6 protein-coding genes are annotated in these 7,551 nt (G+C 69.6%); 4 read left to right on the forward strand and 2 right to left on the reverse strand.

The genetic code is table 11. The annotated features are described in order from the left end of the window. The 3 genes from DI573_RS12900 to DI573_RS12910 form a co-directional block, all read left to right on the forward strand. Positions 1-649, forward strand: a 649-nt coding sequence (locus DI573_RS12900) for a branched-chain amino acid ABC transporter permease (RefSeq protein ID WP_292815007.1), incomplete at its 5' end; no start/stop codon positions are given. Next, complete coding sequence (locus DI573_RS12905) at positions 649-1,713, forward strand: branched-chain amino acid ABC transporter permease (protein WP_292815009.1); 1,065 nt, start codon at positions 649-651, stop codon at positions 1,711-1,713. The genes DI573_RS12900 and DI573_RS12905, both read left to right, overlap by 1 nt. Next, on the forward strand, positions 1,710-2,975 hold the full coding sequence (locus DI573_RS12910) for an ABC transporter substrate-binding protein (protein ID WP_292815010.1): 1,266 nt from the start codon (positions 1,710-1,712) through the stop codon (positions 2,973-2,975). Before DI573_RS12905 ends, DI573_RS12910 begins: the two co-directional genes overlap by 4 nt. A 54-nt stretch (positions 2,976-3,029) precedes the next feature. Here DI573_RS12910 and DI573_RS12915 read toward each other — a convergent pair whose 3' ends face one another. Then, complete coding sequence (locus DI573_RS12915; protein ID WP_292815013.1) at positions 3,030-3,689, reverse strand: GntR family transcriptional regulator; 660 nt, start codon at positions 3,687-3,689, stop codon at positions 3,030-3,032. A gap of 184 nt (positions 3,690-3,873) precedes the next feature. Here DI573_RS12915 and DI573_RS12920 point away from each other — a divergent pair, with 184 nt between their 5' ends. Then, the gene (locus DI573_RS12920; protein ID WP_292815017.1) at positions 3,874-5,787 is read left to right on the forward strand and encodes an ABC transporter ATP-binding protein; all 1,914 of its coding nucleotides are present in this window, start codon (positions 3,874-3,876) and stop codon (positions 5,785-5,787) included. 9 nt (positions 5,788-5,796) lie between these two features. On the opposite strand, the gene DI573_RS12925 is transcribed toward DI573_RS12920, so the two are convergent. Continuing rightward, positions 5,797-7,551, reverse strand: a 1,755-nt coding sequence (locus tag DI573_RS12925) for a phosphoenolpyruvate carboxykinase (GTP) (RefSeq protein ID WP_292815015.1), incomplete at its 5' end; no start/stop codon positions are given.

Below are 7,551 nucleotides of genomic sequence, written 5' to 3' on the forward strand. Positions count from 1 at the left end.
CGAGCGTTTCCTCATCCGGCGGTTCGAGGGCGGCGATCCCGACACGGCGATCGTCGTCACGGTGGGTCTGCTCACCCTGATCACGGGGCTTGCCGGCTGGATCTGGTCGTACAACAACCTGCCGTTCCCCTCGCTGTTCCCCGTCGCGAGCATCGACATCCTGGGCGCGGTGGTCAGCGTGCGGTCGCTCGGGACGACACTCGTGATCATCGCGATCATGGTCGCCCTGCAACTGGTCTTCCTGCGCACCAAGCTGGGGCTGGCACTACGGGCGGTCGCCGACAATCCCCAGTCCTCCGCGTTCTCGGGCCTGCCCGTCGGTCGACTGCTGATGGTCGGCTGGGGTCTCGCCGCCGCTCTCGGCGCCATCGCCGGAGCACTCGTCGCGCCGCAACTGACGCTCACGCCCGGAATGATGGACAGCGCGCTCGTCTACGCACTCGCCGCCGTGATCCTCGGCGGGCTGAGCAGCCCCGTGGGTGTCGTCGTCGCCGCCTGGGCCATCGGCGTGCTCGAGAACCTCGCTGCCGTCTACGTGCCCTTCATCGGTCATGACCTCAAGATCGCGGTGCCCTTCATCCTCATCTTCGTGACCCTGATCATCCGCCCCCAGGGCCTCTTCGGCCGGAAAGTCGTGGTGCGCGTCTGATGTCCTCCCTCTCGAGCATGCTCAAGAACCCGTGGGCGACCCGCGCCCTGGTGCTCCTCGTCGCCGTGCTGCTCGTCGCCGCACCGCTGATGCTGCCCGTCTTCGCCAATCAGACCCTCGTGCGCGTAGGCGTCTTCGCCGTCGCGGTGCTGGGCCTGAACATCGTCATGGGCTACACGGGCGTCGTCTCACTCGGCCAGATCTTCTTCCTGGGCCTGGGCGCCTATGTCACGGCCTACGGGGTGACGAATGACTGGAACATCGTCCTCGTCTTCGTCCTCGCGATCCTCATACCCGGCATTGCGGGCCTTCTCGTCGCCCTCGCCGCGGCGCGCCTCGGAGGCCTCGCGGTCGCGATGGTCACGATCGCACTGCCCATCGTCGGCGTGCCGCTGGCCAAACGTCTGTCCTACTTCACGGGCGGGTCACAGGGTGTCTCGGCCCGGTTCTCCGGCGCGCCCGAGTGGACCGGCCTCGACGACGACCAGTGGCAGTTCTACATCGTGCTCGTCATCGCCGCCGCCGCCTTCGTTCTGGCGCGCAATCTGGTGCGCGGCAAGTTCGGACGCGCCCTGGCGATCGTGCGCGACAACGAGGCGGTCGCCTCCTCGATGGGGATCTCCCCCTACCGGTACAAGGTCATGGCCTTCACGATCGCCTCCATGTTCGGCGGGGTCAGCGGATTCCTCTACCTCGTCGCCGTCCAGTACACCTCGCCCGAGACCCTCGCCTTCCACCACTCGATCGAGCTGCTCGCGGCGATGGTGATCGGCGGAGCGGGGAGCATCGTCGGTTCGCTCATCGGCGGCGCCTACTACGTCTTCGTGCCGCAGATCACGAACGTCATCGACGCCAACCTGACCGCCGTCATCCAGGGCGCGATCCTGCTCGTCGTGCTCTTCCTGCTGCCCGGCGGTCTGGTCAGCCTTCCGCGGGTCGTGCGGCGCCTGGTCACCCGCGCGCGCGGCGACCGATCGCACTCGTCGAGCCCACCACCACGGGATCCCTCGCAGGACGACGCCGTGGAGCATCCACAACACACAGAGAGGCAAGGCAACGCATGAACATTCGAAGGAGAAGGGGAGGCATCGTCGGCATCGTCGCCATGACGGGCATCCTCGCCCTCGCCGTGTCGGGCTGCGCGCGAGACGGCGGCGACAGCGGTGGCGACGACGGCGAAACCGCCGCGAGCCCGGGCATCACCGATACCTCGATCACGCTCGGCATCACGACGCCCCTCTCGGGGGCGACGGCCGGACCCGGCACCTGCACGGTCGCGGGAGTCACGGCGTACTTCGGCGCGGTCAACGCCGCCGGCGGCGTCGAATTCGGCGACGGCGTGACCCGCACGGTCGAGATCGAGGCCTACGACGACGCCTACGACCCGCAGCAGTCCCTCGCCAACTTCCAGCAGATGGTGTCGGATGACGTGTTCGCGGTCACCGCGGGACTCGGCACGCCCACCAACCGCGCCTTCCGCGACGCCGCGATCGACGAAGAGGTGCCGCAGGTGCTGATCATGACCGGCGACCCGCTCTTCAGCAACACCGAGGAGAGCCCCTGGCAGCTCGGCTTCGTGCCGATCTACCAGAACGAGGGCGCCGCGTTCGGCGAGCTGCTCGCGTCCTCGAGTGAAGAGCTCACGGTCGCGATCCTGTCGCAGAACGACGACTACGGCGAGGGGTACGTCGAGGGCTTCAAGGAGGCCATCGAGGGCGTGGACAACATCGAGATCGTCGGCGAGCTCACCTACGAGGCCACCGACACCTCGGTCGACGCTCAGCTGACCGAGCTCGCCGCGACCGACGCCGACGTGTTCTTCAACGCCATGTCGATCACCCCGCTCGTGATCTCGTCGCTGCTCAAGACACAGGAGATCGGCTGGCTGCCCAGCTGGTTCCTGCCTTCGAACACCTCGAGCCCCGTCGCGATCCTGCAGCCGGGCAACGCGACGGCGTTCCCGGGCGTGTACTCGGTGTCCTTCGCCAAGGCGCCGGCATCTCCCGCGTTCGCCGAGGACGAGGATGTCCAGACCTTCCTGTCCAACCTCGCGGAGTACGCCGACTACCCCGACATGCCGGCGTTCCCGCACTGCATGTGGAGCTACATGGTCGGCGCGACGCTCGAGCAGGCGTTCCAGGGCATGACCGAGCCGACGCGCGAGAACTTCCTCGAGTCGCTGCGCAGCATCTCGGACTTCCAGGCGCCGCTCATGCTCGAGGGCACCTACGTCGACACGACGGTCGATGGTCAGCCCGCCGTTTCGACGGTCGTCGTGCAGAAGTACAACGGCACGGGCTTCGCGAACGCCGAGACGTTCGGGTAGCCGCGAGCACGCGACAGGGCCCGGTCGGATCCGTTCCGGCCGGGCCCTGTCGCGTCAGTCCATCGCGCGCAGGACGTCGACGATTCCCTGCAGGTGCGCACGTGTCGCCTCCTCCGCCGCGTCGGCATCCCGCGCGAGCACCGCGTCGATGATCGCAATGTGCTCGGGTGCGGACTGCGCCGCACGGCCCGGGTGAAACGCCAGCCGGAACTGATGCCGCGCCGACTGGGCGCGCATCCGCTCGAGCAGTTGTGTCGCCGTCTCGTGCGCGCTCATCTCGCGCAGCATCCGGTCCATCTCCTGGTTGAGCCGCGAGTACTCCACGAGGTTGCCGGCATCGACGGCACGACGGATGTCGTCGCGCAGCATCCGCAGCTCTTCGGCGTCGTCCGAGGTCAGGTTCTCGGCGGCCTTGCGCGCGCAGAGGGATTCGAGTCCGACGCGCACCTCGACGATCTCGACCGCCTCGTCGACGCTGATCGCACGCACGCGGGCACCCTTGTTGGGCAGCCGCTCGACGAGACCCTCGCCGGCGAGGTTCAGCAGCGCCGTGCGCACCGCCGCCCGCGTCGCACCGAACCTGTCGCTGATGTCGGCCTCGATGAGCCTCTGGTGCGGCGCGAATTCGCCGCCGAGAATGGCGTCGCGGATGAGCGCTGTCAGATCGGGACGCGCCGCGAGGTCGGCGTCGGCGAGGGGCGATGCGGAAACCACGGATACCTCCTGTTGCTCGCGGCGTCGGCGGCGGCACCGCGTGATGCACAGACAGTACCGCAGACGACGATATTGGCGCCGACTTTCACGCCAATCCGACGTCACCCCCGCACCCGCGACGCGTCTCGGGCAAGTACGGTCGAAGGTGGGGCGACCGCGCCCCAGGATCAGGAACCCCATGAGCATGCCCGCACCCGAATCCGCCACCCCTCGCCGCCGCGGCCGCCGCCGCCCGCCCGAGGGCCCGCGCGCGACGTTCCGCCAGCTGCTGCCCTTCCTCCTCGAGCACAAGAGGGTACTCGTGGTCGTGGCGATCCTGAGCGTCCTCGGCGCGGGTGCGACCCTCGTGCAGCCGCTGCTGGTGGGCCAGGTCATCACCCGCGTGCAGGTGGGCCAGTCGCTCGGCGCGCTCATCTGGCTGCTGATCGGCTTCGTCGTCGTGTCCTCGATCATCTCGGGCTATCAGCACTACCTCCTCCAGCGCACCGGCACGGCCGTGGTGTACTCCAGCCGACGCAGACTCATCGCCCGCATCCTGCACCTGCCGATCAGCGAGTTCGACGCACGGCGCACGGGCGACCTCGTCTCGCGCGTGGGTACCGACACGACTCTGCTGTACGCCGTGCTCACGCAGGGACTCGCCGACGCCGTCGGAAACGCGCTGATCCTCGTCGGCGCGCTCATCGCGATGCTCCTGATCGACCCCCTGCTGCTGGGGCTGATCGTGCTCGTCATCGGCGGCTCGGTGGTCGTCGTCACCCTGCTCAGCGGACGCATCCGCACGGCGTCGACCGAGCAGCAGACCAAAGTCGGCGAGCTGGCCTCCGGCGTCGAGCGCGCCGTCGGCTCGATCCGCACCGTGCGCGCCGCCGGTGCCACCGACCGCGAGATCGCCTCGGTGACCGCCATGGCCACCGAGGCGTACGGGGTGGGCGTGCGCATCGCCCGCGTCTCGGCGCTCGTCGTGCCGATCGCGGGCATCGCGATGCAGCTCTCTCTGCTCGTCGTGCTCGGCGTCGGCGGCTTCCGCGTCGCGGCGGGGGCGATCACGATCGCCCAGCTCGTCACCTTCGTCATGTTCCTCTTCCTACTCATCGCGCCCCTCGCGTCCACGTTCGGCGCGATCACGAGCGTCAACCAGGCGCTCGGGGCCCTCGGCCGCATCCAGGAGGTGCTCGACCTGCCCACCGAGGACGCCGAGGACGGCGCCCCGCGGCAGAAGCCGGAGACGGATGCTGTGGCCACAGCATCCGCGCCCGTCCCGGCGATCGTGTTCCGCGACGTGAGGTTCCGCTACCCCGAGGCGGTGGTCGAGGCCCGAGAGAAGGCCGCGGCCGAGGCGCGCGCCGTGCTGGAGCAGGCCCACGTCGAGCGACCCGCCGCCGAGGCCGCGGTGGCGGAGGTCGAACCCGTCGATCGCGAGGTGCTGCGCGGGGTGTCCTTCGATGTGCCCCGCGGTGCGCGCGTCGCCCTCGTGGGACCGAGCGGTGCCGGCAAGAGCACGATCCTCTCGCTCATCGAGCGCTTCTACGATCCCACCGCCGGCACGATCCTGCTCGACGGGGTGGATGTGCGCGACATCGCACGGACCGATCTGCGCGCGCGATTCGGGTACGTCGAGCAGGATGCGCCGACACTGGCGGGCACGATCGCCGACAATCTGCGTCTGGCCTCACCCGACGCCGATGACGCGGACTGCGAGCGCGTGCTGCGCGAGGTCAACCTCGGCGAAGTGCTCGAGCGCAGCCCGCTCGGCATCGACGCACCCGTCGGCGAGGACGGCGTCATGCTCTCGGGCGGCGAGCGTCAGCGGCTCGCGATCGCGCGCGCACTGCTGGCGGCCCCGCCGATCCTGCTGCTGGATGAGTCCACGTCATCGCTCGACGGCGTCAACGAACAGCGCATGCGCGACGCGATCGATGCCGTCGCCGCCGGGCGCACCCTGCTGGTGATCGCGCACCGCCTGTCGACAGTGGTCGACAGCGACCTCATCGTCGTGCTCGAGCACGGCCGGGTCGTCGGCGCGGGCACGCACTCCGAGCTGGTGGAGTCGACGCCGCTGTACCGCGACCTCGCACGCCACCAGCTGCTGGTGTGAGCCCGCGGGTCAGGAGCTCGCGGCCTGCTTGAGCCGGTACCGCAGTGCGGAGAGCTCGGCCTGCAGAGCCGGGGGCACGCGGCCGCCGAAGGTGCCGTAGAACTCCTCGGTAAGGTCGGCCTCGACACCCCAGGTCTGGGGGTCGATCGCGAAGAGCTCCTGCAGGTCGGCCTCGGGCACATCGATGCCGTCGAGGTTGAGGTCGGAGGTGTGCGGAAGGCGCCCGATCGGGCTCTCCACCGCGCCGACCTCGCCGTGCAGGCGACGCACGACCCACTCGATGACGCGGGCGTTGTCGCCGAAGCCGGGCCACAGGAACCGGCCGTCATCGCCGCGCCGGAACCAGTTGACCTGGAAGATGCGCGGCGCGCGGTCGAAGCGCAGCTTCTGGCCGACCTTCAGCCAGTGCCCGAAGTAGTCGGCCATGTTGTAGCCGCAGAAGGGCAGCATCGCGAACGGATCGCGCCGCAGCTCGCCGACCGTGCCCTCGGCCGCCGCCGTGCGCTCGGACGAGATGTTGGAGCCCATGAAGACGCCGTGGGTCCAGTCGGTGGCTTCGACGACGAGCGGCACGTTCGTCGCGCGGCGCCCGCCGAAGAGGATGGCATCCAACGGCACCCCCTCGGCGGCCTCCCAATCGGAGGCGATCTGCGGGCACTGCCCGGCGCTGACCGTGAAGCGCGAGTTGGGGTGCGCGGCGGGGCGGCCGGAGTCGGGCGTCCACGGGTTGCCCTCCCAGTCGGTCAGGTGTGCCGGCGGCTCGTCGGTCAGGCCCTCCCACCACACGTCGCCGTCGGGACGCAGGGCGACGTTGGTGAAGATCGTGTTGCCCCACAGGGTCTCGACCGCGGTGACGTTGGTCGACTCCCCCGTGCCCGGAGCGACGCCGAAGAATCCGGCCTCGGGGTTGATCGCCCACAGGCGCCCGTCCTCGCCGGGGCGCAGCCAGGCGATATCGTCGCCGAGCGTCTCGACGCGCCAGCCGGGGATCGTCGGGCGCAGCATCGCGAGGTTCGTCTTGCCGCAGGCCGACGGGAACGCCGCCGCGATGTGGTATTTGCGCCCCTGCGGGTCGATGACGCGGATGAGGAGCATGTGCTCGGCGAGCCAGCCCTCGTCGCGACCGATGACGGAGGCGATGCGGAGGGCGAAGCACTTCTTGGCGAGGATCGCGTTGCCGCCGTAGCCCGATCCGTACGACCAGACCTCGAGCGTGTCGGGGAAGTGCACGATGTACTTCTCCTCGTTGCAGGGCCACGCCTCGCTCTTCTCGCCGGGCGCGAGCGGCGCGCCGACCGAGTGCACGGTCTTGACCCACGGCTTGCCCTCCGCGATCTGACGCGTGACGTCGGCGCCGACGCGCGTCATGATGCCGATCGACGCCACCGCGTAGGGGCTGTCGGTCACCTGCACGCCGATGTGCGAGAGGGGTCCGCCGACGGCCCCCATCGAGAACGGCACGACGTACATCGTGCGCCCTCGCATGCTGCCGGCGAAGATCTCGGTCATCGTCGCGTGCATCTGCGCGGGGTCGGCCCAGTTGTTGGTGGGTCCGGCGTCCTCCTCGCGCTCGGAGGCGATGTAGGTGCGGCCCTCGGTGCGAGCCACATCGCTCGGGTGCGAGCGCGCCAGGTACGAGCCGGGACGCCACTCGGGGTTGAGCTTGATCAGGGTGCCGTCGGCGACCATCTGACGCAGGAGGGCGTCGTTCTCGGCCGCGGACCCGTCGACCCAGTGGATGCGGTCGGGCTGGGTGAGCGCCGC

Source organism: Microbacterium sp., from assembly GCF_003248605.1.
Classification (GTDB): Bacteria; Actinomycetota; Actinomycetes; order Actinomycetales; family Microbacteriaceae; genus Microbacterium.